The sequence below is a fragment of the Chryseobacterium sp. MYb264 genome, from assembly GCF_035974275.1.
Classification (GTDB): Bacteria; Bacteroidota; Bacteroidia; order Flavobacteriales; family Weeksellaceae; genus Chryseobacterium.
The window spans coordinates 2858915-2882170 of the sequence record NZ_CP142422.1 but is presented as its reverse complement, the minus strand read 5'-3'; the positions used below and the strand labels follow the sequence as shown (position 1 = coordinate 2882170).

The 23256-nt window shown below is 33.4% G+C and carries 24 protein-coding genes, 7 tRNA genes and 1 other RNA gene; 21 read left to right on the top strand and 11 right to left on the bottom strand.

Going from position 1 to position 23256, the window contains the following annotated elements; translation table 11 throughout:
- Positions 1-5: 5 nt before the first annotated feature.
- Together fabF and VUJ46_RS12375 are read right to left on the bottom strand one after the other, a co-directional pair.
- Positions 6-1250 carry a beta-ketoacyl-ACP synthase II gene (fabF, locus tag VUJ46_RS12380; RefSeq protein WP_326981073.1) on the bottom strand — a complete coding sequence of 415 codons (1245 nt, stop codon included), beginning with the start codon at positions 1248-1250 and terminating at the stop codon, positions 6-8.
- A 34-nt stretch (positions 1251-1284) separates the two neighbouring features.
- Positions 1285-1524 (bottom strand): acyl carrier protein, encoded by a 240-nt coding sequence (locus VUJ46_RS12375; RefSeq protein WP_002976354.1) that lies wholly within the window; start codon positions 1522-1524, stop codon positions 1285-1287.
- A gap of 332 nt (positions 1525-1856) precedes the next feature.
- Between VUJ46_RS12375 and VUJ46_RS12370 the strand changes: the two genes are divergently transcribed.
- Both VUJ46_RS12370 and VUJ46_RS12365 read left to right on the top strand, forming a co-directional pair.
- Entirely contained in the window at positions 1857-2753 is an 897-nt protein-coding gene (locus VUJ46_RS12370; RefSeq protein ID WP_326981072.1) for an oxidoreductase, read from the top strand.
- 250 nt (positions 2754-3003) lie between these two features.
- Positions 3004-3807, top strand: coding sequence for a helix-turn-helix domain-containing protein (locus VUJ46_RS12365; protein WP_326981071.1), 804 nt, complete (start codon positions 3004-3006; stop codon positions 3805-3807).
- Positions 3808-4119: 312 nt separating this feature from the next.
- Here the strand turns inward: VUJ46_RS12365 and VUJ46_RS12360 are convergent, their stop codons facing one another.
- Positions 4120-4512, bottom strand: a complete 393-nt coding sequence (locus VUJ46_RS12360; RefSeq protein ID WP_326981070.1) for a hypothetical protein — start codon at positions 4510-4512, stop codon at positions 4120-4122.
- Between the two features lie 583 nt (positions 4513-5095).
- On the opposite strand from VUJ46_RS12360, the gene VUJ46_RS12355 reads away from it, so the two are divergent.
- The 8 genes from VUJ46_RS12355 to VUJ46_RS12320 all read left to right on the top strand — a co-directional run bounded on the left by VUJ46_RS12355 (position 5096) and on the right by VUJ46_RS12320 (position 9991).
- Entirely contained in the window at positions 5096-7336 is a 2241-nt protein-coding gene (locus VUJ46_RS12355; protein WP_326981069.1) for a type VI secretion system Vgr family protein, read from the top strand.
- Between the two features lie 13 nt (positions 7337-7349).
- A complete protein-coding gene (locus tag VUJ46_RS12350; protein WP_326981068.1) occupies positions 7350-7538 on the top strand; it encodes a hypothetical protein in 189 nt (62 codons plus the stop codon).
- A gap of 1 nt (position 7539) precedes the next feature.
- Positions 7540-8106: a T6SS effector amidase Tae4 family protein gene (locus VUJ46_RS12345; RefSeq protein WP_326981067.1), complete on the top strand. Its 567-nt coding sequence runs from the start codon at positions 7540-7542 to the stop codon at positions 8104-8106.
- A gap of 77 nt (positions 8107-8183) precedes the next feature.
- On the top strand, positions 8184-8501 hold the full coding sequence (locus VUJ46_RS12340) for a hypothetical protein (protein WP_326981066.1): 318 nt from the start codon (positions 8184-8186) through the stop codon (positions 8499-8501).
- Positions 8482-8892, top strand: a complete 411-nt coding sequence (locus tag VUJ46_RS12335; protein ID WP_326981065.1) for a hypothetical protein — start codon at positions 8482-8484, stop codon at positions 8890-8892. The genes VUJ46_RS12340 and VUJ46_RS12335 overlap by 20 nt, the downstream gene beginning before the upstream one ends.
- A 4-nt stretch (positions 8893-8896) precedes the next feature.
- On the top strand, positions 8897-9220 hold the full coding sequence (locus tag VUJ46_RS12330; protein WP_326981064.1) for a DUF4280 domain-containing protein: 324 nt from the start codon (positions 8897-8899) through the stop codon (positions 9218-9220).
- Positions 9213-9776: a hypothetical protein gene (locus VUJ46_RS12325; protein WP_326981063.1), complete on the top strand. Its 564-nt coding sequence runs from the start codon at positions 9213-9215 to the stop codon at positions 9774-9776. The genes VUJ46_RS12330 and VUJ46_RS12325 overlap by 8 nt, the downstream gene beginning before the upstream one ends.
- Positions 9777-9829: 53 nt before the next feature.
- Positions 9830-9991, top strand: a complete 162-nt coding sequence (locus VUJ46_RS12320; RefSeq protein ID WP_326981062.1) for a hypothetical protein — start codon at positions 9830-9832, stop codon at positions 9989-9991.
- Positions 9992-10051: 60 nt separating this feature from the next.
- Here VUJ46_RS12320 and VUJ46_RS12315 read toward each other — a convergent pair whose 3' ends face one another.
- The 8 genes from VUJ46_RS12315 to ssrA form a co-directional block, all read right to left on the bottom strand.
- Positions 10052-10483: a very short patch repair endonuclease gene (locus VUJ46_RS12315; protein ID WP_326981061.1), complete on the bottom strand. Its 432-nt coding sequence runs from the start codon at positions 10481-10483 to the stop codon at positions 10052-10054.
- Between the two features lie 64 nt (positions 10484-10547).
- Positions 10548-11675 carry an HNH endonuclease gene (locus VUJ46_RS12310; protein WP_326981060.1) on the bottom strand — a complete coding sequence of 376 codons (1128 nt, stop codon included), beginning with the start codon at positions 11673-11675 and terminating at the stop codon, positions 10548-10550.
- A gap of 23 nt (positions 11676-11698) precedes the next feature.
- A complete protein-coding gene (locus VUJ46_RS12305; protein ID WP_326981059.1) occupies positions 11699-12598 on the bottom strand; it encodes a hypothetical protein in 900 nt (299 codons plus the stop codon).
- Between the two features lies 1 nt (position 12599).
- Positions 12600-13601 carry an AAA family ATPase gene (locus VUJ46_RS12300; protein WP_326981058.1) on the bottom strand — a complete coding sequence of 334 codons (1002 nt, stop codon included), beginning with the start codon at positions 13599-13601 and terminating at the stop codon, positions 12600-12602.
- Entirely contained in the window at positions 13598-15274 is a 1677-nt protein-coding gene (locus VUJ46_RS12295; protein WP_326981057.1) for a DUF262 domain-containing protein, read from the bottom strand. The genes VUJ46_RS12300 and VUJ46_RS12295 overlap by 4 nt, the downstream gene beginning before the upstream one ends.
- The gene (gene dcm, locus VUJ46_RS12290; RefSeq protein WP_326981056.1) at positions 15274-16749 is read right to left on the bottom strand and encodes a DNA (cytosine-5-)-methyltransferase; all 1476 of its coding nucleotides are present in this window, start codon (positions 16747-16749) and stop codon (positions 15274-15276) included. The genes VUJ46_RS12295 and dcm overlap by 1 nt, the downstream gene beginning before the upstream one ends.
- Positions 16750-17097: 348 nt before the next feature.
- Positions 17098-17754 (bottom strand): hypothetical protein, encoded by a 657-nt coding sequence (locus VUJ46_RS12285; protein WP_326981055.1) that lies wholly within the window; start codon positions 17752-17754, stop codon positions 17098-17100.
- A gap of 112 nt (positions 17755-17866) precedes the next feature.
- Positions 17867-18266: a transfer-messenger RNA gene (gene ssrA, locus VUJ46_RS12280) on the bottom strand.
- Positions 18267-18466: 200 nt separating this feature from the next.
- Between ssrA and rpsU the strand changes: the two genes are divergently transcribed.
- The 11 genes from rpsU (at position 18467) to aroQ (ending at position 23238) form a co-directional block, all read left to right on the top strand.
- Entirely contained in the window at positions 18467-18664 is a 198-nt protein-coding gene (rpsU, locus tag VUJ46_RS12275) for a 30S ribosomal protein S21 (RefSeq protein WP_062697349.1), read from the top strand.
- Between the two features lie 82 nt (positions 18665-18746).
- Positions 18747-19634 (top strand): tyrosine-type recombinase/integrase, encoded by an 888-nt coding sequence (locus tag VUJ46_RS12270; RefSeq protein ID WP_326981054.1) that lies wholly within the window; start codon positions 18747-18749, stop codon positions 19632-19634.
- The gene (locus tag VUJ46_RS12265) at positions 19631-19921 is read left to right on the top strand and encodes an HPF/RaiA family ribosome-associated protein (RefSeq protein WP_326981053.1); all 291 of its coding nucleotides are present in this window, start codon (positions 19631-19633) and stop codon (positions 19919-19921) included. Before VUJ46_RS12270 ends, VUJ46_RS12265 begins: the two co-directional genes overlap by 4 nt.
- A 110-nt stretch (positions 19922-20031) precedes the next feature.
- Positions 20032-20105 (top strand) — tRNA-Thr (locus tag VUJ46_RS12260).
- An 18-nt stretch (positions 20106-20123) separates the two neighbouring features.
- Positions 20124-20204 (top strand) — tRNA-Tyr (locus VUJ46_RS12255).
- Positions 20205-20292: 88 nt separating this feature from the next.
- Positions 20293-20365, top strand: a tRNA-Gly gene (locus VUJ46_RS12250).
- 94 nt (positions 20366-20459) lie between these two features.
- Positions 20460-20533 (top strand) — tRNA-Thr (locus tag VUJ46_RS12245).
- A 19-nt stretch (positions 20534-20552) separates the two neighbouring features.
- Positions 20553-20633 (top strand) — tRNA-Tyr (locus VUJ46_RS12240).
- Positions 20634-20719: 86 nt separating this feature from the next.
- Positions 20720-20792 (top strand) — tRNA-Gly (locus VUJ46_RS12235).
- A gap of 40 nt (positions 20793-20832) precedes the next feature.
- A tRNA-Thr gene (locus tag VUJ46_RS12230) sits at positions 20833-20904 on the top strand.
- A 1767-nt stretch (positions 20905-22671) separates the two neighbouring features.
- Complete coding sequence (aroQ, locus tag VUJ46_RS12225) at positions 22672-23238, top strand: gamma subclass chorismate mutase AroQ (protein ID WP_326981052.1); 567 nt, start codon at positions 22672-22674, stop codon at positions 23236-23238.
- Positions 23239-23256 lie beyond the last annotated feature (18 nt).

Below are 23256 nucleotides of genomic sequence, written 5' to 3'. Positions count from 1 at the left end.
TAAATTTAGATTTTCTTAAATAGAACGCAAGCGTTATGTCCACCAAACCCAAAAGTATTACTCATGGCTACTTTTACATCTTTCTTCACAGCATCATTGAACGTAAAGTTCAGTCTGCTGTCGATATTTTCATCATCAGTAAAATGGTTGATGGTAGGAGGAACAATACCATGAATAATAGTTCCCAACGCAGCAATAGCTTCAATCACTCCGGCTGCACCCAAAAGGTGACCTGTCATTGATTTTGTAGAATTGATCTGAATGTCGAAAGCGTGCTCTCCTAATAATTTTGAAATCGCGTTAGATTCTGCAATATCTCCTAATGGAGTAGACGTACCATGCATATTGATGTGATCTACTTCATCAGCAGTTAATCCTGCATCTTCCAGGCAATTTTTCATTACCAAGTAAGCTCCTAAACCTTCAGGATGAGGCGCTGTCATGTGATGTGCATCTGCACTCATACCGCCACCTTTTAATTCTGCATAGATTGTAGCCCCACGTTTTACCGCGTGCTCATATTCTTCAAGGATAATGCATCCTGCTCCTTCACCCAGTACAAAGCCGTCTCTGTCTTTATCAAATGGTCTGGATGCTGTTGTAGGATCATCATTTCTTGTAGAAAGTGCCATCATTGCATTGAATCCACCGACACCACTTGCTGTAACGGCTGCCTCAGAGCCTCCGCAAACAATGACGTCCGCTTTTCCTAACTGGATCAGCATTTTGGAGTCAATTATAGCATTTGCTGAAGATGCACATGCAGAAACAGTTGTGTAATTCGGTCCATGGAATCCATATTCGATTGAGATATGCCCCGGAGTAATATCCGCAATCATTTTAGGGATAAAGAAAGGGTTAAATCTCGGAATATCCGTCTGAGCCCAACCTAAAACTTCAGTTTCAAAAGTCTCTAAACCTCCGATTCCGGAACCCCAGATTACGCCAACTCTGTTTTTATCTACATTGTCTTCAATAATCCTTGAGTGGGATACCGCTTCCTTAGCAGCTACCAACCCAAGTTGTGTGTTTCTATCCATTTTTTTAGCCTCTTTCTTATCGAAATGGTCTAATGGATTGAAACCTTTCACCTCGCAAGCGAATTTCGTTTTAAAGTTTGTGGCATCAAAAAGAGTAATCGGAGCAGCACCGCTCTCACCTTTTAGAAGATTTTCCCAGTATTCTTTTGCATTATTTCCAATCGGTGTTATTGCTCCAAAACCGGTTACAACTACTCTTTTTAATTCCATAAACTTTCTTTAATTTCTTTTTTGTTGAAGAATATTATTTATTTACTACTTCTTCGATATAAGCGATAGCGTGTCCTACAGTAGTAATTTTTTCAGCTTGATCATCAGGGATTTGAATGTTAAATTCTTTTTCGAATTCCATGATAAGTTCAACTGTATCCAAAGAATCTGCTCCTAAATCGTTAGTGAAGCTAGCTTCTGGAGTTACTTCTGTTTCTTCAACGTCAAGCTTATCAGCGATGATAGCTTTTACTCTTGATGCAATGTCTGACATAGTAAATTATTTTTTTAATTGTTAGATGGTGCAAATATATAAAATTCTTTACGATAAAACATTTTTTTACTCTTTTTTGTGGCGCGTAGGTATGTATTTTATGATAATGGAGGTTATTATTTTAGTTTTCAGTGGTTTATATTTTAACATGTAATGCTATGGTTTCAGTTTAACTCATTTTAAAATTTATTTAAACTAAAACCTGCAGACACATAAAAATACAGATTGAGTAAAATTGACTTTTTAAACAAAGTAAAGTTGAGCTTTTTAACAAACTTAAGAGGATAGGAATTAACGGAAATTTGTATCAACAAAATTCAATAATAAAGAAAATGAAAAAAGTTTGGTTTATCACAGGAAGTTCAAAAGGTTTAGGTAAAAATCTTGTTGAAGCAGTTTTAGCAAAAGGAGATAACGTGGTGGCAACCGCTAGAAATCCTCAACAGTTAAATGATTTGGTTGAAAAATATCCGGAACAGACTCTCGCATTGGAATTAGATGTTCAGAACAAAGAACAGATTTATTCAACAGTAGAAAAAGCGGTGGATTATTTTGGAAGAATTGATGTATTGGTGAATAACGCAGGTTTCGGAATTACAGGAGCGGCAGAAGCTTTTACCAATGAGCAGGTCAGAAATCAGCTGGAAGTTAATTTATATGCGCCGATTGAAGTAACGAGAGCGGTTTTACCTTATATGAGAAAACAACGTTCGGGAAATATTTTACAGATCAGTTCTGTTGGCGGTAGAGTAGGGAATGCGGGGCTTTCGATTTATCAGGCTGCAAAATTCGGTCTTTCAGGATTTTCGGAATCATTAAGTAAAGAAATTGCGCCTCTCGGAATTGAAGTGACGTGCATTGAACCCGGTGGTTTCCGCACAGAATGGGCAGGTTCTTCAATGAGTTTCGCCAAAGATGTTGAAGGATACGAGACAACCGTGGGCGGAATTAAAGAACATTTAACTTCAGGGAAATTTTTACCGATGGGAGATCCTGCAAAAGCAGCGAAAGTAATGATTGATGTTGTTGAAGCTGAAAACCCGCCTTTGCATCTTGTGTTGGGAAGCGAAGCGGCTTCTATTCTTCGTGCTGCTGATGAAAAAAGAAAGGAAGAGTTTGAAAAATGGATGGATGTAACGATTTCTACCGATCATGATGAAGCCGTAAATATGTTTGAAACTGAATATGGTAAGCAATATTTGGCTCACAAAGGAATTAGTTTGAAATAATTTTAGAGGCTGTTTAAATTTTATTGCCAAAAATTTTTATAGCTATTTTGAGATGGATTTTTTGCTTCGTGTTTGCAGATTTAGCGGGCTAAATCAAAAATAGGAAGTGAAAAATACGCTCAGAAGAGCATCAAAATTGAGCAAAGATCAACTTCATTAAGGATAATAAATAAAACGGTAAAATTTTAAACAGGCTCTTAATGAATGAGACTGTGAAAAATGCAGTCTCATTTTCTTATTTTTGTATGAAATGAAATCTAAAAGAGAAGATTTTGGCAATATCGTTTATTCCTGTTATACGCAACTGAGCCGGCAGGGAGAGCATTTTGTGTCGGATCATGTGCTGAGTTATCAGATTGCCGGAGACTTGGTTTTGAATGACGGTTTTCATGATTATTCAGCAAAAGATGGTTCTATCCGTTTTTTGAGAAGAAATCAGTTGTTGAAATTTATTAAACAACCACCTCCGAATGGCGAATTTCAGTCTTTGTCCATTTATCTCGATCAACAAACGTTAAAGGATTTTAGTGTTGAATATAATTTGATCTCCGAAAAAAAAGAGCATCATAAACCCTTGTGGCTGTTGCATGAAAGTTCGGAACTTCAAAATTATATGCACTCATTATTAATATATCAAAATTCTGGAAAGCTTTCGGATCCTCGTTTGGTTGATCTAAAAATAAAAGAAGCGTTGATTTTATTGCTTCAGGAAGATCCCGATTTGAAAAATATTTTGTTTGATTTTAATGAACCCGGTAAAATTGATATTGAAGCATTTATGAATAAAAACTTTCATTTTAATGTTAATTTAGATCGGTTTGCTTATTTAACGGGAAGAAGTTTGGCAACATTCAAACGTGATTTTGAAAAGATATTCGGCATTACACCCGGAAAATGGTTGCTCAGAAAAAGATTGCAGGAGGCGCATTATTTAATTTTAGAAAAAGGGAAGATGGCTTCCGATATTTATCTGGATCTTGGTTTTGAAGACCTTTCTCACTTTTCATTTGCTTTTAAAAAACAGTTTGGTGCATCGCCAAGTAAAATAATTTAGTTGTAATAAAAAATGAAGTTGCAAGTGTGGCTTTCCATCAATACTCATAAAGGATTGACTAGTTACTGTGAGCGGAGTTGGTGAAGCTCCTTTATCACATTTTAGCTGGGTAGTATCTGTAATGTGTTGGGGCATGTTATATTTATTTATAGTCTTCCATAAATTGTTGTTCATTATTCCAAAGCTTTTTGCTTTTTAATAAACTAACGATATATTTTTTTAAGCTTTGCGAAACCATCCCTCTAAAGAAACAATTGTCATCTTCTTGCCCATTTTCATAACTGTGGGGTTTGCATCCAATTTTTTTTACGACTAAATTTTTTGTCTCAGAAGAAATGGTAGCAGTTTGAACAATCTTATTTTTTTATAGAAATCAATTTGTATATCATATTGATATGGCAAAGCGTGACCTAGACTTGGTTCCTCCAATAATGATATTAATTTTTTACTTTCTTCCTTGTTTAAATTGGCAAAGCCTGTTTTTGTAATACTTTCTTTTATATTAGCTTCAGTAGGATAATACAATTTGGAAGCACGATCTTTTTTTAACAATTGAGGTTCTGTTGTCTTATCTTTGAAATATACAGTTGAAATAATTACTTTATCTGCATCACTAATAAAATGTTGATTTTTAATATTTTGACATGAAACAAGAGTGTTAAATAAAAAAAATACTGAAATAAGGAAAAGTCTAATCTTATTCATTTTAAAAAGTTTAAGGAGTTAACAATTTACTCACTGTTGTCTTATCATAAATGCCGTAATTAAGCTCTCCAATTGTTATGCCTAAGTACTTCTCAAAAAATGGAACATTCATATTAAAGATGTTTGTGAACTGGCTGGTATAGATGAAGTGTTGTACAATGGAAAGGTAATAACAATCGAAAGAGAGGGGTTACCAAGAATCACAAGAAAAGTGTTTGGCAACTATCCAAAGTATCAACTTGTAACTTCTCACATTGGAAGAAAAAGCTTTACTACAAACTTTTATGAAAAAATTTCTATTACTTACTTGCTGAATTTTACAGGACACAAAACAGAAAGACAGCTCCTTACATATATAAATAAAACAGATGCTGAAAAAGCGAAATTAACAGCTAAGATTTTTAAAAGTCTAGGATTTTAAATGATTTGTATAATGCTGGAACTGTGGATATCTTTAAATTAATTTAAAAACTTTCATGAATCGTAGTTCTACTACAATTGTTATTAATTCATTAGAAATGTGTCATTTGGCATGGTTTTTTTTATCTATCTTCGGTGATATGAAATTCAAAAAAGCACAATTATGAACAAAGATATCTCCAACTCTGAGAAGATTTTACGGAATCAAATAATAGGCATTAACCGTACTGTTAAACTCGATATTGTAGTTAATGGTTTACTGATAAATAGCTTTAAGTATTTTCGCTTGAATGAGAGTGCTAAAACACATCATAGCTTTGAATTGATATTAGCACATGACTCTCTTGAGGAGGTTCAGAATCACAATTTAGAGCAGGCTCAACAGTTTTTAGGAAAACGTATAACTGTTGTATTTAAATACAAAGAAGTTGATATGGAAAGTCCAGAAATGACATTTGTCGGACTCGTTACAAAGGTCGCATTCAGCCAGGAAAAGATGAGTTTGGGTAACATTGTTCTTAAAGGTCATAGTCCTACTATTTTAATGGATTCTGCTCCACACACTCAAAGTTTTGGAGGAGCTCAGCCTGTAAATACTTCAATCATTGCCAGTAAGATTATTAAGGAGACACTAGGTAATGATGATTTTGATGTCAGAATTGATACACAGAATAAAAGTTATATAAATTATAGCACGCAGTACTGTGAAACACATTATAATTATCTTGCACGGTTAGCAGAAGCTTATGGTGAACAATTTTATTATGAAGGGGATATCTTACATTTTGGAAAGCTTCCTCAAACAAAAAAGGCTATTAAGCTTGTTTATGGAAGTAACGTTACAGATATACAAGTAGAGTTAAAAGCGGTTCATACAAAGCCTGAATACTTCGGATATAATAGTAGTAACAACTCTAAAATGTTAGGCTCAGATAATGAAATTAAACATGTTGGAGACTTATCTCAAAAAGCATACAAGCTGAACGAATCTATTTTCAAAACAAGGTCGCTTACACCAACCCCTATCAACGCTAATATGTTTATGGATGTAGATGATTCTCAAAAAAGTGCTAGGGGAAGTAAAGCAGTAGAAGTATTTACTGTTTCTGGAAATACTACAGTTCCTTTTCTTTACGTAGGATGTGTAGCAGATATTGATATGAGAAATCAAAGTAGTAATCAAACCTCACACTTCACCACATTAATGATGACAGAAGTAAACCATGAAGTTGATGGAAGAGGATTTTATTCGGGAAGTTTTGAGGCTATTGCAGAAGGTACAGGTTATATGCCTAAACCAGATTATGAAATACCAAAAGCTGAACCACAGATAGCTACGGTGATTTCTAATGTTGACCCTTTAAACCAGGGTAGAATCCAAGTCAGGTTCGATTGGCAAGTAAATGATAATACTCATTTTATTCGAATGATGAGTCCTGATGCTGGAGGTACAGATGTTATAAATCAAAATAGGGGTTTCGTTGCAGTTCCAGAGATAGGAGACCAAGTAATGGTAGGTTTTGAATACCATAATCCAGATTTTCCTTTCGCAATGGGGGGAATGTTTCATGGTGGTATAGGTTTGGGAGGCGGTATGGATAATCGTGTGAAGTCTCTACAGACTAGAAGCGGACATAGACTAGTGTTTACAGAGGATGAGAGTATTCTTTTAACAGATAAGAGTGGGAATGAGTTGAGGTTTGATACTGAAGGAAGCAATATTAATATTACGGCTCCTGAGACCATAACTATAAAATCAAAGAATCTAAAGTTTGATATTGAAGAAAATATCGAAACCCATGTAGGTAAGAACATGGATACAAATGTTGGGCAGAACATAAGAGTTATCGCGAAACAAGAAATCACACAAGACAGTGGTAAGAAAACTGCAATAAATGCAGGAACCAATACTGAAATATCAGCAAAAGCTCACCTAGACCTTTATGGTAAGGAAAAGTTAATTGGTTATACAGATGGGCAGACAGAGTTCGGAGCAAAAGAGAGAATGCATGTTTATGGTGCTAATTCATTGCTTACGGCTAAAGAAAAGATTGAGTATAAAGCCCCTCAAATGAATAAACTTCCTCAGAATGGAGATTTTGAATATACAAGAGAAAAACAAATAGCCTCGATGTACTGGGCTTACGAAGAAGAAAATGCTTCGTTGATGGATGATTCCAAGTTTTTTGTAGATATGAATCTTATTGTTCAAACAAGAAACTATGAAGAGGGGGAAAGCATTGATGTTACTATAAAGTCTGATGATGGAGAACCTTTGGCTGAAGGTCTTACTGAGTTGACGTTATCAGGAGTAGTTGATAGAGATGGAATAGTGGTTTTTAAAGAACCATTAAAACCTTATACTCTTGAACTGATGAAAGATGAAGAGATAGAAACTATATAAAAAACACATTAATATGAATATCATTAACCGTTTACCTATATTGTTAGAACAACGAAGAGGTATCGTTGCAACAAGTGGAAATCAACAGACAAGACCTGTTCAGGTTTTAAGACCAAGCTGGCGAGATATGCTTAAAAATTATCCTAATACTTCTGTGGATGTAAATACATTATATTACAGATATTGGAAATGGTTTACTTAGTATGTTGAAACAAAATAGAGCATGGGAAAATACCTGTGCATTCAGAATGAGTAAAGGACTAAATTATAGTGGATATAAGTTACCCTATAATAATACAAAGTATAGGGCAAAAGGTTCAAAAGGAGGTGTTCACATAGGAGATGACAAGTTGAATTACTGGTATAGAGTACGTGAATTAGCTCCGTATTTATCTGAACATCTTGGGAAACCAGAGATTGATATAAAATTAGATAAAATTGAAATGCCAGCCAATTTTAAAAATAAAAAAAATCTTTCACAATCAGAATGGACACAATTGTGGAGTAGTAAAAAGAAGATTTCACAAGCTGACTGGTTAAAGGTATATGCTATTAAAGGTATAATAACATTTGATGTCTCAGGATGGACCGATGCTTCTGGGCATTTTACACTTTGGGATGGTAGCCATTTAATATATCCAGGTGGGGCAGAACATGATGACCCTAAAAGTTCAAAGTATTATTTTCATATGCTTTATCCAACAAAAAATAGAAATGATGAGTTAGATTTTGTACAAACAAATAGAATAAGAATATGGGAGTTAAAGTGAGTCAATTAATAGTTGCTAGTTTGTTTTTTTTAAGTAACATCATTTACAGTCAGACAAAAGAAAATAAGGTTAGGTATATGAAAAAATATGCTTATTGCAATTGTATATATATAAATAATAACAAGACAGATACTACCTATTTGGATAGTAAGTTTCAACTAAGTGATAAATCTGAAAATCTATTTCTTGATTTAGGTGAAATTTCTGACACAGAAAGTGCCAAAATCAGAAAGTTCACTGAAAAACAAACAAAAGATTTAGCAAATATTGAGTCATCTTACCATTCTGAAACTGGTACAAGTAATACAATAACAGCAGATTGCTTTAATTTTTATGAATCAAAAGCATTAGATAGTTATATTAAAGAAATTGTTAATGGAAAGAAGAGTAAATGAGGCCAAAATAATAATTGCAGCTTTATGTGTATTTTTTAGTACAATTATAACAGCACAAACTGAAAATGTAATTCTTAAAAAATATGCTTTACATAAGTGTTTGTCAAATAATTACAAAAATGCTGACCCTTCATTTGTCAGTCATGATTATTCAGCATCCTATATATTTCAGATTAAAAAAGCTGATTACAATAATCTCAATGCTATAGATGCTTTCGTAGATAAAACTACTGGAGATTATTACAAAAGGGGAGTTCTGGAAAATCTTGAAGATGCTAATGCTAACTACATCTTTTGGTATTGTATGGATTTTTATGAATCTAAGGAACTAGATAGTTACATCAAAAAACTTGTTGGAGTAGCACTAAAAAAGAAAACTTCAAAAAAATGAAAGTATGCCACAATACATCACGGATACAACTCAGCTAAAGTGTGATAAAGGAGCTTCAGCAGCCCCACTCACAGTAACCAGTCAGTCTTTTATGAAGATTGAAGATAAGCTACAGGCAACGGAGGAAGACAAGCAACCTAACAGTAATATTAAACCTTTTGGAATGTGTAGGGTTTTAAGGTCTTTCTGTTCTCCATCACCTGTTAAGTGGGATAATACTTCTGATTTTGAAATTGAAGGCAAAAAAGAGCTGTTAGACAGCTCTACATGCCAGTGTTCTGTTGGTGGCAAAATATCAGTGGTAAAGTCAGCACAGAATTTTGTCTGATTTTGTTTTAATCAGTCACGACCGATATTGGATTCAGAAGAATCTGTACTTTTATCAAAGTTTCTTTGCAAATGTTATTCAAAGCAAAAATAAAATTTACCAATCTCATCCGTTTCATCCGGAGCCTCATTGGGAATATCCACATACTCCGAACTATTCCGATCTTGATTATTACTTTGAGGCGACAATGAAGTTTTCTAAACAGTTTCTTGCATTAGCAGAAGATGAGAAAGGAAATTATCAAGGTCTGCCATACTTTTTCACATTATTTTTTCTTTCATTTTGCAGGACATACATTTATGCAAAGCTTTACTATATGCCGAACTATTTATCCAATTATGCTTTGTGGCGACTATGTGAGTTTGCAAATCCTGAATTGAGAAATTACAATTATCTGTTTGAAGAATTCTGGACTAAGTTCTTCCCATATTTAGATTACCATATGATTCTTCATCATCATATCACACATTTGAAAAAAGAAGAGGTGACTCAAATGAAAGTGATTGTCGAAAAACTAATAAAAAATTTACAAAAAATATCATCAAAAATTCGTTGAAAGTTAATTTTCGGATTTATTATTTTTGGATTTAAACTTAAACATCTAAATATATGTCTCAATTAAAAGAAATAAAAAAAATACCCATAGAGGAGGTGCTTGAGTATTTTAGAAGCGAAGGTATGATTGTCACCAAGGAGGAAGCGGAATTGATAATGGAATTTCTCTATTTTCTTGTAGAGAGTGTTATTGGAAAATATTTTACTTCTGACTAGTTTTCTCAGGATGATGATTACTTATATTCGAAGAAGTTATATCTTGACAAAAGTGAAATTTCAAGAAATGTCTATATTATTCTTTAGCTCCGTAATCAGTTTATCTATTGTTTCCTCAATCTTATCTTTTTTTAATTCACATTCCCAAACCGTAATGACATTCCATCCAAGATTTAATAGTGACTCAACATTATTTTGATCCCTTTTAATATTTGAATTAATTTTTGCAGTCCAAAACGCTGTCCTAGTTTTAGGTATAACAAAATATTTACAGTTTTTATGTCCGTGCCAAAAACATCCATTTACGAAAATTACTGTATTGTATTTTTTAAGGACAATGTCAGGTTTTCCCGGTAAATTTTTACTGTTTATTCTATATCTATAACCTTTGGAGAAAAGAATTTTTCTCAGCAACATTTCAGGTTTGGTATTCTTACCTTTTATTTGTTGCATATTGAACCTTCTCTGCTCCGGAGTGTGTTTATCCGTCATAATAATTTAAATAACACTTCCGCTGAATTTCTTAATCTTTTATTTGTTAAGTTGCTGTTAATCTTTAAGTTAAATCATTAATATCGTCTAAAAATACATTTTTCCGGTGATATTCCAAGTATCTCTCTCTATTTTCAGGATAAATCCGCATTTTATTTTTAGCAGTTGGATTAATATTAAGTTTATCCCAGGTATAAGAACTTAACTGAGTGCCACATATTAACTCTCCGCTGTCTAAAAACGTTATATAACCTTGGTCAAAAAGTCTGTCAAATGTTGGTGAAAGAGCTAGGCCATTCAAGTAATCTAAAGCCTCTTCCTGATTGTTTTCTTTAATGCAGACACTATATGGTTTTATATGACTTGCAATTAAAAGTCTTTCATCAGTAATTTTTGAAAAAGGGCACTGTGGCATATATTCTATAACAGCTCTTCTGTATTTTTCCTGTCCAATTCGATATGATTTTTTAATTTCTTCAATTTCGGGGATATCGAAAACTATTTCCTCAATCATTTGTAAAGCACTTGGATGTACAAAGGTTCGAAATTGATAATCTAATAAAATTCTAAAATAAAATATTGGTTTACTGTTTCCCTCCTGTGGTAGAACAGGTACTAATTTTAAAATTGAAAGATAACTTATCTTTGGCAATATTAATTCTCTCCACAGTTTCCATATACTGTCATCCGATCTGATGTACCCTCTATTTTGACGTTGTGATAAATTATCAGAAGCATCATAGATTGAAAAAGGAATGTATTCTGTATCAATATTTTGGACTTCTTGATATCGTTTTTCAAAATAAACGCTAATGTCATTATGGTAAATTTGTTCCTGATTATAATATTCCGCTTTAGCGTCATCTAAATATTTAAGCAAATTTGTTTTGCTAAAGAAACAGGTGTAATCCTGTATAATAGCACCGCTTTCTCTTGCAGAGTTTAAAGTCTTGCGTTTTTTATGACTGTCAAAATGTTCCAAACCCCAGGTAGAATAATCAAAAAAATTAGAAATTTTTCGACCAAGTTCACCCTTATATGTGCCTACGTGCTTTTTGCTTTCTCCGTTACCGTCAAATTGGGCTAGCTTATTGGAACGATGAATGAAGCTATCTTCAGCTCTAAAATCCTGTATTGCATCGATAATAAAGTATTCGAGGTTGTCTATCTTTATTTTTTGATATTCAGGCATAATATATAATCTAGTTTAATTTTTTACTTCTTTAATTCTTTCAATATCGAAACTGCGTTTTTTATGTGTAAACTTTGTTCCTTTGTTTGCCTATCTTTAAGAGGCTTATTCTCCAACGAAGCTAAGTAGTATGCACCATCAATCTCGTCAAAATATAATCTTTTTGCGATAGGATCTCTCATTTTTAATTCCTTAATTGTATCGCTTTTATGAGTTACATCTTTTAATAGTGTTTTTGGAATATTAAATCCTTTCGTTTTATAGTTTATTACTGTTTCAAAATTTTCTATAATTAAGTCCTGAATTTCTTTAGACGTTTTATTAAAAGCATTGTCAAACTTTTTTGATGTAGTTGCGTTATTAAGTATTTTTTTTAGTTTATCTAAATTACCTAACTTAGATATTTCTTCCTTTTTAATAACTTTTTCTATAGTAGCAGTATTTGGCTCTATTCCATATAAATTATCAATAGAAAAATTTGTGGAATCGCTACAATTAACAATAAGTATATCCTTAGCTAGGTCTGTATGCAGATTTAAACTGAATAAAATACCATTTTCATTAGAAGCAATTTTAATAAAAAAAGCATCTCTTTTAGTATCATCTAGTGAAATAGTATGGTCTTTTCCTTCTGCTAACACAAATTCGATATCGAAAAAATTTTCTATTGGATGTTTTGTGAAGATGCTATATGAATAATCTTTGATTTCTTTATTATCTATTAATTCTAAAGCATCAGCTAAAGTTAAATTTGGGTTAAGAGTAATGCTGCTTAATTGTGCGCAGGAAATAATTCCATCGATATTGTCCGGGTATTTCTCTTTCAGAATTTTGTATTCTATCACAGTATTTTTTAGTGCAACATTAATTTCCTGATTAGAAATAGGATTAGGAATTAAGTCATTGAATACAAATAGCTTCATACTAAATTAGTTTAGAATGATTTAATTCAAATTGATCAAAAAATCCTTTTGGCCAGTCATTGACACGACCATCTTTATCAATAAAAATTGTCGTAACCTCAGTATTTCTATTTTCGTTTAGTTCTAACCAATGTATTAATGTATTATCCGAAAAGTCATTTTCTTTTGTAAATAATCTAACTCCCGTAAATATGTGGTCACTATGCGTTTCTACAATTACTTGTGTACCTAATTTTGCACACATACAAATTAGTTTTGCAAGCTCAGTTTGACCTTTCGGGTGTAAATGAGCTTCCGGATTTTCAATAATCACCAAATTGTTTTTCTCTAATGTTGAGACTAACAAAGTTGTTATTACTGGAAGAATGTAGCTTAGTCCAAAGCCAACGTTTGTTGCTCTATGTCCGTCATACGTTGCATAAGATGTATCGCTAATATCTAGTACTTCGTAGTTGAAACTAACATTAGGCGAAATCACTTTTAACCAAGTTCGAACATTTTCTAGGATAGTGAAAGAAGTTGCGTCGGGGTGTTTTATTGATTCATTAAGGGGTGTTGGATTTACTGAATCATAATATCTTATGCATTGTAATACATTTTCACCATTTCTGCCTATCATATTTTTTAATTCTTCATCATTTGAAATAGGAATTGATAATTGAGGCCCAAATCTATTTGCCGAAATATACCATAACTTAGGAAAAAGACCTGGTTCAAATGTTTTTGTACTGTCAGGAAATTGTATTGAATATTCCTCACTGTCTATTTCAATTTTAAGTTCAATATCATCCTTCGAGTTTTTGTTCTTTAAATCTGATTCTGTTCCGTGACCATTTAGTAACAGGCTTTTCTCATTTTTAAATGCTTTTTCAAGAATTAACAACGATTGAATAATTGAGCTTTTTCCGCTACTATTTAAACCTGTAAGAATAGTTAAGTTCTCTAAATCTAATTCTCTGTAAAAAAATGATTTAAATGCTTGTAATGTGAGACTGTTTATCATTTTGCGTATTTAGATAATAAATTATTCATTTTCGTGTATCTTTCCACTACAGAGCTGTATTTCAGAGCATTTCTTGAAATGATTTCATCAAATTTATAATCTTTCAAAAAATTATTTTTGTAATCATTTAGAAACTCATTTTTATGTTCTCTTAGTTGGTTAAATTTTATATCCGAAATTTCGGATAACAAAACACCCCAAACTTCAAATAAAGATTTATTAATAGGTGTTTTTCTTTTTCCAGGATAGCTTTTTCTAAAGGAATGCTCACCAAATATAATAGATGACCTTACCATACCTAGAGTAAATTTATCAATCAGTAATTTTACATCGCTAATTTTTATTTCTGATATTATGTTTTCTGAAATCTTTTTTACTTCTTTCGAGTTCATTTCAGGCATTGAATTTATTATTTTAAGCGTATCACTTAGAAATTCATCCATATTTCCATTTTTCGGATATAGATTATAATCGCGAATCATAAACGATAGAAGTCTCAATACAAATTCTCTATCAAGCATTCTATTAGCCTTTATGGAACTGTTTGTAACAGTAAGGAACTGCTTTTTTAAAGTCAATACCTTTAGTAATACGGTTGCCTTTCCACTATAAAGGGCGTGTCGTATTTCTTGATCAGTTAATGGTGCGCCTCCACGGTTTACTCTCTTAAAAATATTTCTTTTAACTATCTCAGGTGTTCCAGGATTAATAACTGTAAAAGTAAATTCTGTTTCTAAGATTCTGTTTTCAATAAATGTGGGTAAATCTTCGAATGTGGCATCGTTAAACTGATCTCCCCAAAATTCTAATTTTTGAAGCCTGAATTTCTTATCTAAAATATAATCTCTGATTGTTGAAAGTCTTTGTAAACCATCTACTACAGTGTAATTACCTTTATCGTCTGCTGAAACATAAAACATTGGAAGAGGAATTTTGAGCATTAGAGATTCTATAAGTTGACATTTTTTATCCATCGTCCAAACGTAATTCCTTTGAAAATCCGGACTAAGATTTATAGTGCCCTGTATTAATCTTCTCAAAAGTGTATCCATTGTTATCTTTTTGGTATCAATAGATATTAATTCAGGATTAAATGGTTCAAATTCAGGGTCTTCTTTTGTGGGTTCTTCCTCCTCAATAATCTCATTTACATAGTCCGAAAACAAATAAAAATAATATTTGACTCCATCATCTTCCAAATTCTTAATCTTGGTTATTTCAAGATGTGAAATTACAGGGAGTGAAATGTCACGTATTATTTTATATCCTTCCGAAGTGGAATTTATATATACTCGAGGACCCTGTAAATTATTTTGGTCTTTAATTTTGAACTCAATTACTTCATCTAAGCGTAGAATTTTTTCACGTTTGATTTCCCATAATTTTTCAAATCTGTCTTTTTCTCTATACTCTTGTGTTGGAGCAATGTGTTCTTTTCTGATCTCATCTAAATACTGAATTAAGTCCTCTTTTAGTAAAAAACAGTTGGATTCAAATCCTCTATTACCAAAAAAGTCTGTGATCTTTTCTCCATCTTGACCGACGTAAAGCTTTGCCTCACCATTCCCTTCCCCAATTTTATTTACGGGACTTACAAAAGAATCGGCAATATTTATGTTCTTTAATATTCCTAAAACTTCGTAGTCCTCTTCTAATATTTCAATTCGATTCATTAGCCTGCGTATTTGGTAATGTCCATTTGTTTTAGTAATGCTATAAGAACATCGACAACTATGCTATTCCCTGCTTGTCTATACATTTGAGTATCGCTTACAACTTGTGTAAAGTCGTCTCTAAATCCCATTAGGCGCAAGCATTCTTTTGGTGTGAGTTTTCTAATTTTCCCAGTGTGTGTTACATAATTATCTACCCCAGCTCTATGCATTTTATGCATACTTTGCAAAAGTGGTCTTGCTACTTCAAGATCTGTTTTTATTGAGGTTTTAAACGTTTTTGTTCCAGGGCTTAAAACATAATCACGAACTTTATCTGATAAGTAGTATTTTTCTTCAACATCATTTACATCAAAAATAAATTCGTCAAATTCTCTTTGTCCCTGCTCGAAAACAAAATCCCCGTGCCAGTTAAACTGCTGATTAGCTTTTTGGCAAAGAGCAATCTCTCCGTTAATTTGAGTGTACCTTTTATTCCGGTTTTTAGAACTAGTTACAAATTTCACTCCTTTCTCTTTCAGATAATATTTGCTATCTGTAAAGTCTTCTAAAAAATCCTGCATCTTATATTCTAAGTCAATTGGTTCAGGAAAAGCAAATTTTGTGTTTTTATCCTTGAAACCTATTACGAAAATTCTTTCTCTATGTTGAGGCATCCCGTAATTCTTAGCATTTAGAACTTGATAAAAATATTTGTAACCAAGTTCGTCAAATGTTGCTTTTATTGTTTCGAAGGTGTTTCCGTTATCGTGATTTATCAATCCTTTCACATTTTCGAAAATGAAAACATTTGGCTGACTTTCTTTTACAACTCTTGCGAATTCATAAAATAGCGTTCCTCGAGTGTCGTCAAAACCTCGTCTTTTGCCAACCATTGAAAAGGATTGGCAAGGACTTCCACCAACTAATAAATCTAACTTTCCGTTATATTTTTTACCATCGATATTGTGAACATCACTATACCAATTGCTCTCATCAATGTCATAGTTGGCAAAATAACTTTGTTTTACGAAGTTGTCAATATCACAGGCAAATTGAATTTTTGATTTTAAATTCAAACGTTTTAAAGCATATTCAATCGCACCAATTCCTGAGAACATTGTTCCAATTTGAATCGTTGCGTCAGGATTTGAGAACTCCCTCTCACGCCAATCTTCGTCAAATTTAATCGAGGTCTGTTTTGTTACGAATTGTGTTAGTTGATCATTTACAATATTTAAAACATCTTTAAATTTTGGATAGCTTTTTAAATCACCGAATATTCTTGTTGAATAATGATAATTTAAAAGTGTATTTTTATCAGCTTGTAATATTTGGCAAAGATTATCAAACTGTTCAATATTAAGTTGACGCTCATCTTTTTCAATTTTTCCTAATGTTGACGGATCAATGTCAATATGAGAGGCGACTTTGCGAAGTGGGTAACCTAACTCAGTTCTTTTCTGTTTTATATATTCTCCAAATGTAACTTCCATATATGTAAACTTTTCGGTTCGGACTAATTTTGTCCAAAAATATGGAATTACAACTTGTTCTGCAAGATTTTTCTCATTTATATTTTAGCCTTAACCATAGTTAAATCTAACTTTTTCTAGCTTTTTCATATTATGTATTTGATAAATATCTTACTTTTTGCACCTTAATTTTGAGGGTTTTCGCAAGCAAATCCGCCACAGACGAATTTGTTTTTAAGCTTCAATTTTGGTAGTAATGTGAGTTAGTCAATGTTTTAATTGTTGGTAAGTCGATCTCAAGGGGTAAAAAATTAGCAAAAAGTTGTAAGGTTATGCTTTTGAAAATATTTTAGCAATGATACTTACAAACTATTTCAATCCTTGGGTAAAGCCGTACATATCTACAATTTTAGCTTTGGGATAATTGATATTTGTTTTATTTGCTGTGGTAAAATCTGTTGTGAATGTATTTTTAGAGATTTCACTGATCTCAAATTCATTATTGAAATAAAATTCCGATAGTAAATTTAAGGACTTTGTGTTTACTGTTGCAAATCCGCATTTATTGTAAAATAATGTTTTAAATGTTTTGCAAAAAAATTGATCGAATGCTGGGATGAATCCAAATACTCCAAGTAATATTTTTGTGATAAGTGTCAAATGAGAGTTGTTTTTATCAATAATTAGTCTTTTAGAGTTATTGTAAATTTCTATAATTTTTTGAATATTGTTTTCAGTGTAGTTATCAATATCTATATACCAAGTGTCTTTGTCTAACATTAAATAGTATTCAGCTAAAGGTTGTAGGTGTTTTATACTTTTTTGTAATAAAAAACTTGAGCCTCTAAGCATCCCCCAGCTTGCTAAATAAAACCCTAGGACTAAACAGCTTTTCTCTATGTCTACTCTAAGGTTGTCGGTGTTTTTAAAATGGTTGTAGCAATAATCAAAAGAGGTATATCTGTCTGTCGGTGCTGATTTTGCTTTATATTCCATTATAACTGCTCCTAAGTTTTCTACTTTCATTTTCTAAAGAGATTATTTTTAATTTTTGTGTATAAAATATTCGCAATTTTCTAGCACCTACAATAGCACCTTAAAATATAAAACCCTGTAAATGAATGATTTACAGGGTTTTAAGTGGAGTTGGAGGGATTCGAACCCTCGTCCAAACAAGCAATACATAAGCTTTCTACATGCTTATTCTACTATTGGTTTTCGACCGGAGGCAGAGAGCAGACACCCAACTTCCGGCTTATCTTCTGAGGTTTTCGAGTTCTAGCCAAAGCATCTAAAACCTTATTTCTGCATTACTATATCTCAGAATCAAACGCCGCAGAACGGAGCATTTGTGAGATATCTTGCTTCCTTACTATCTTCGGGAAAGCGCTTGAAATCTTACTTTATTCGGATTAAGCTGCAAGAGCGAACTCTTCGTTGCCAGTTAAAATTTTGTAGCAAGGGATTATAGAGATCGCGCTACGGTTCTCTGCATGCTTACTTACCCACTGACCTTGCTGTCGAAACCAGTCAACCCCGTGAATAAAGTGGATGCAAAGATAAGACTTTTGTTTCAAAATGAGAACTATTCTGTTACGCTTTGTGGATTTTTAATAAATAGGTGCTTATAATGCACTGTTGAAGAGGGTTTGGTTAAAAAATATCATTTTAAATGCTCTGATGTTTTGTATTTTAATAAAAAATGTATATTTTTGCAATCCAAAATGAGATGTAATATATGTTAATAATTCCAGTAAAAGACGGAGAGTCTATCGACAGAGCATTAAAGAAATATAAAAGAAAATTTGATAAAACGGGTACAGTTCGTCAATTAAGAGCTAGACAACAATTTATCAAGCCTTCAGTAACTTTAAGACAAGCGAGATTGAAAGCTGCTCACAAGCAAAGAAATCTTAGCAAAGAAGAACAGGCTTAAGAAATTTTCTTAGACACATACTGAATTCACTCTTTAAATACTTATATTTGAAGAGTGAATTTTTGTTTTATAATCTAATGATATGTTAGATAAATTTTTAGACTACTTACAATTCGAGAAGCGGTATTCTCCACATACAATTACAAGTTATAAAAAAGATCTTGCAGACTTTTCCGGGTTTTTTCTGAGAACGGAGTCTTCTGAAAATCTTGCGGAAGCAGATAAAAAGGTAATTAGGAATTTCATCGTTGAATTGAGCGAAAAAGGGATCTCCAAAAGGAGTATCAACAGAAAACTGTCTTCTTTACGCAGTTTTTATCTTTTCCTTTTAAAAATCGGCGAAGTTAAAGTCTCACCCACAGAAAGTATTCCATCAGTTAAATTTTATCCGGAAAGACAGATTCCTATGTCAAAGGAAGAGATGCAGGTGTTGGATGACGTGGTGTTTAATCAGATTACTGATACGCTCGAAAAATGTATCGTTGAGGTTCTTTATCAAACAGGAATTCGAAAGTCTGAGCTTTGTGGTATGACTTTTGAGAATGTTAATTTACACCAAAATGAATTAAAGATAAAAGGGAAGGGGAATAAAGAAAGAATCATTCCCATCTCTGCTGATTTGTCAAATCTGCTAAAAAGTTATCAGGAAATAAGACGACCCATGGCAGAATATAAATCATATTATTTCGTGAATAAGAAAGGGAAAAAACTCACTGAAAAATTTGTTTATGTGGTAGTTAATAAGTACCTTAGTTTTATAACAACAAAAGAAAAAAGAAGCCCTCACATCCTGCGTCACAGCTTTGCTACACACGTTCTGGATAATGGGGCGGAGATCTCCAAAGTAAAAAAAATATTAGGTCATTCCAGTCTTGCAAGTACTCAGGTCTATACGAATGCTAATATCGAACAATTGAAAAAAGTGTTTAATCAGGCTCATCCTCGAGCATCAAAAAAAGAAGAATTATGAAGATTACAGTACAATCAATTGGTTTAACTCCTCACGAACCACTAGAGTCACACATTGACAAAAAAGTAAGTAAGTTGGATACGTTTTATGACAAAATCCAGGAATGTAAAGTGTTTTTGAAAGTAGAAAACAATGCAGACAGAATTAATAAAACAGCCGAACTTATTTTAGCCGTTCCGGGAGAAGATATAGTAGTGAAAAAGACTACAGCTAGTTTTGAAGAAAGTTTAGACCTATGCGTTGATACTGCTAAAAAGCTATTAATCAAGAAAAAAGAAATGGCTTAAAAAAAAAGTAAAAAAAAGTCATTAAAAAATTTGAGAATTCAAAAAAACCGTTCTATATTTGCACTCGCAAAAAGGGAACAGCGTTCTTTTGAATTCTTTTTGATTTTAATGCCTCCATAGCTCAGTTGGCCAGAGCACGTGATTTGTAATCTCGGGGTCGTGGGTTCGAATCCCTCTGGAGGCTCATTAGAATATTATGTCTGGGGAGATTCCAGAGTGGCTAAATGGGACTGACTGTAACTCAGTTGCTTCGGCTTCGTAGGTTCGAATCCTGCTCTCCCCACATTTTATTTTAATAAAAAAGTCTTGCAGGATTCAAAAAGTATTCTTAGATTTGCAAACCGTTACCAATAATTTTGGAAAACAAAATTGCGGAAGTAGCTCAGTTGGTAGAGCGTCAGCCTTCCAAGCTGAATGTCGCGAGTTCGACCCTCGTCTTCCGCTCAAAAAAATCATACGTATCTCATGATTTTTTTTAACTACTGAACAGTGAGAGTAGAATTTTCTCGAAACTTTCAGTTCAATAAAAATAGTAAATGCCTCCATAGCTCAGTTGGCCAGAGCACGTGATTTGTAATCTCGGGGTCGTGGGTTCGAATCCCTCTGGAGGCTCTATTAATATATTATGTCTGGGGAGATTCCAGAGTGGCTAAATGGGACTGACTGTAACTCAGTTGCTTCGGCTTCGTAGGTTCGAATCCTGCTCTCCCCACATTTTATATTAAAAAAAACTTGCATAACTAAAAGGTTTTCCTTAAGTTTGCAAAGCGTTTACCAACAGTTTTGGAAAACAAAATTGCGGAAGTAGCTCAGTTGGTAGAGCGTCAGCCTTCCAAGCTGAATGTCGCGAGTTCGACCCTCGTCTTCCGCTCAAAAAAATCATGCTATACAGTATGATTTTTTTGCTTAATGCCGACTTAGCTCAGCGGTAGAGTGCTTCCTTGGTAAGGAAGAGGTCACGGGTTCAAGTCCCGTAGTTGGCTCTTCAAAAATCCCGAATTATTCGGGATTTTTTTTTCTCCTTTTTTATCGGGTCAATTCTGGATCGAGAGCAAAACTTGGATCAAATACAAAAGTTGGGCACTAGGCAAAAAAGTTTAGATACTATAAGGTGAGATTTTTTGCTCTCGCAGATTTTGCAGATGATGCAGATTCTTTTCCTTACACTTTACATATTGAACACGAAGCCCCGCCAAGTTTTTTGAGATCAAGTACAAAAGTTGGGGACTAGGCAAAAAAGCTTAGATAATATAAGGTGAAATTTTTTGCTCTCGCAGATTTTGCAATTGATGCAGATTCTTTTCCTTACACTTTACATATTGAATACGAAGCACCGCCAAGTTTTTTAACAACTCCCGCTTTAAGGCTCATCAAGCCGTTCTACTTACAAAAGACTATAAAGTTGAAGCCAGAAAAAATTAACAGCAGTATCTGTGAAAATCCGTGTATTCTGTGGGAAATAAAAAATTCGTGCATTTGTGGTGATAATATGCAACCCTCAATTTTATCTTTGATAAAATCCTTGCGCCTTAAAAACATAAAGTATTAAAAAATATCTTTGCGACTTTGCGAAAAACCAACAGAAACAGCACTATCTGCGATCTGTGGGAAATAAAAATATTCGAGCATTCGTGGCGATAATATGCAGCCTCCAATTTTATCTTTGATAAAATCCTTGCGCCTTAAAAACATAAAATATTAAAAAATATCTTTGCGACTTTGCGAAAAACCAACAGAAACAGCACTATCTGCGATCTGTGGGAAATAAAAATATTCGAGCATCCGTGGCGATAATATGCAGCCCTCAATTTTATCTTTGATAAAATCCTTGCGCCTTAAAAACATAAAGTATTAAAAAATATCTTTGCGACTTTGCGAAAAACCAACAGAAACAGCACTATCTGCGATCTGTAGGAAATAAAAAATTCGTGCATTCGTGGCAAAAAATACATCTAAACAATTTCTCCCCAAGTTTTGACACTGATCCGTTTTGGATCAAGTACAAAAGTTGGGGGAGTAGGCAAAAAAGTTTAGATACTATAAGATGAAATTTTTTGCTCTCGCAGTTTTGCAAATGATATAGATTCTTTTCCTTGTACTTTACATATTGAACATGAAGCCACCCGAAGTTTTTTGACAACTCCCGTTTTAAGTCTCACCAAACCGTTCCACTTATAAAGGGCCGCAAAGGTTAAACAAAGAAAATCAACGATATCATCAGTGAAAATCTGTGCGATATGTGGGAAATAAAAAAATTCGTGCATTCGTGGCGATAATATGCAGCCCTCAATTTTATCTTTGATAAAATCCTTGCGTCTTAAAAACATAAAGTATTAAAAAATATCTTTGCGGCTTTGCGAAAAACCAACAAATAGAGCAGGATCTGTGGGGAATAAAAATATTCGTGCATTCGTGACAAAAAATACATCTAAACAATTTCTCCCCAAGTTTTGAAACTGATCCAATATTTTTTTGTTTCCCACAGATTTCTGCGCATAAGAGGCTACAAAAATTGAGCAGTAAGAAAATCAACAGCATAATCTGCGAAACCTGATCGATTTGAAGGAAACAAAAAATTCGTGCATTCGTGCCTATAAAGATGCTCCGGGTTTACGAATTAAAGTATTTTTAAGAAAATTGATGCTATTCGTTAATGGTGAAAGTTAAAAAATGCATTCTGATCAACAAGGTGAAGGTTTGGCTTGGAAGGAATATGGGTAAAAAGGTAATTTAATGAAAAATAAAAGGTTATGAAAATATCAGTTACTTTTCTTATTATCATATTATTGTTGGGTGCATGTTCAGGAAGAGCAGAAGAAGCTTCTGTAAGTTCTGAGGACCGGTTGCTGCTTACCTTAATAAACAAGAGATTGCTGGTAGCACCGCTTGTTGCTCAAAGCAAATGGAACACCAAAGCCCCCATAGATGATCCTGTCCGGGAGAAAATTATTCTGGACAGTGTACAAGTAAAAGCAGAAAAGATGGGGCTTAGCGCACAGTTGGCATCAGATTTTTTTCAGGCCCAGTTTGAGGCCGGAAAAATGGAGCAGAGGAGGCTTCATAAAGAATGGGAAACCCAAAACCACGGTCTTTTTGAGCCGGCTCCTGACTTGGCAGCAGAGGTACGCCCGATTTTGGATAGTCTTACCCCCGAATTACTCATAGCATTAAAAAAACTGAATGTTGAATCCGGGTACTGTAGGTCGTTAAAAGAATTAAAGAAAGATGCCCGTAAAATAATTGATTCGGGATTCAGTGATGAGATTATTGCGGTGGCTGTTGAACCGGTTGAAAAATATTGCCGTAAGCATGAATGATACGTATAGCGTGTGATC